At 57.0% G+C, this 377-nt stretch carries 1 protein-coding gene; it reads right to left on the reverse strand.

Translation table 11 applies throughout. The features are described from left to right. The coding region (locus RN22_RS25305; protein WP_046308504.1) for a hypothetical protein at positions 1–377 on the reverse strand (377 nt) is incomplete at both ends.

Here is a 377-nt window from a genome sequence, read left to right on the forward strand (position 1 = left end):
TCATCCGCCGATTCATTCAGGCTGTCATCAAGCGTGTCCACGGTGAAATCGATGGAAGTGGTGTTCGCAGCGATCACCACATCGCGGGTCACCGGCGTGATATCGCCATCTTCCGTGGTCTTATGGCCCACGATGATGGTCACGGTGAAATCAGCGGTTGGCGCATCCGACAGGGTGAGGGTGTAGCTGGCCGCTTCGCCTTCATTCACTGACGCATCGCCTGTTAAGGTCAGGGTTGGCGCATCCGTGGTGGTGCCATCATTGATGGTAGTTTCTACCGCGGTCGGTGCCGTTGGTTGTGCTTCAAAGTCACCGCCGGAGGTCGCATTCACCGAGACGGTAAACACATCGTCATCCGCCGATTCATTCAGGCTGTC

The organism is Grimontia sp. AD028 (genome assembly GCF_000973155.1).
GTDB lineage: Bacteria > Pseudomonadota > Gammaproteobacteria > Enterobacterales > Vibrionaceae > Enterovibrio > Enterovibrio indicus.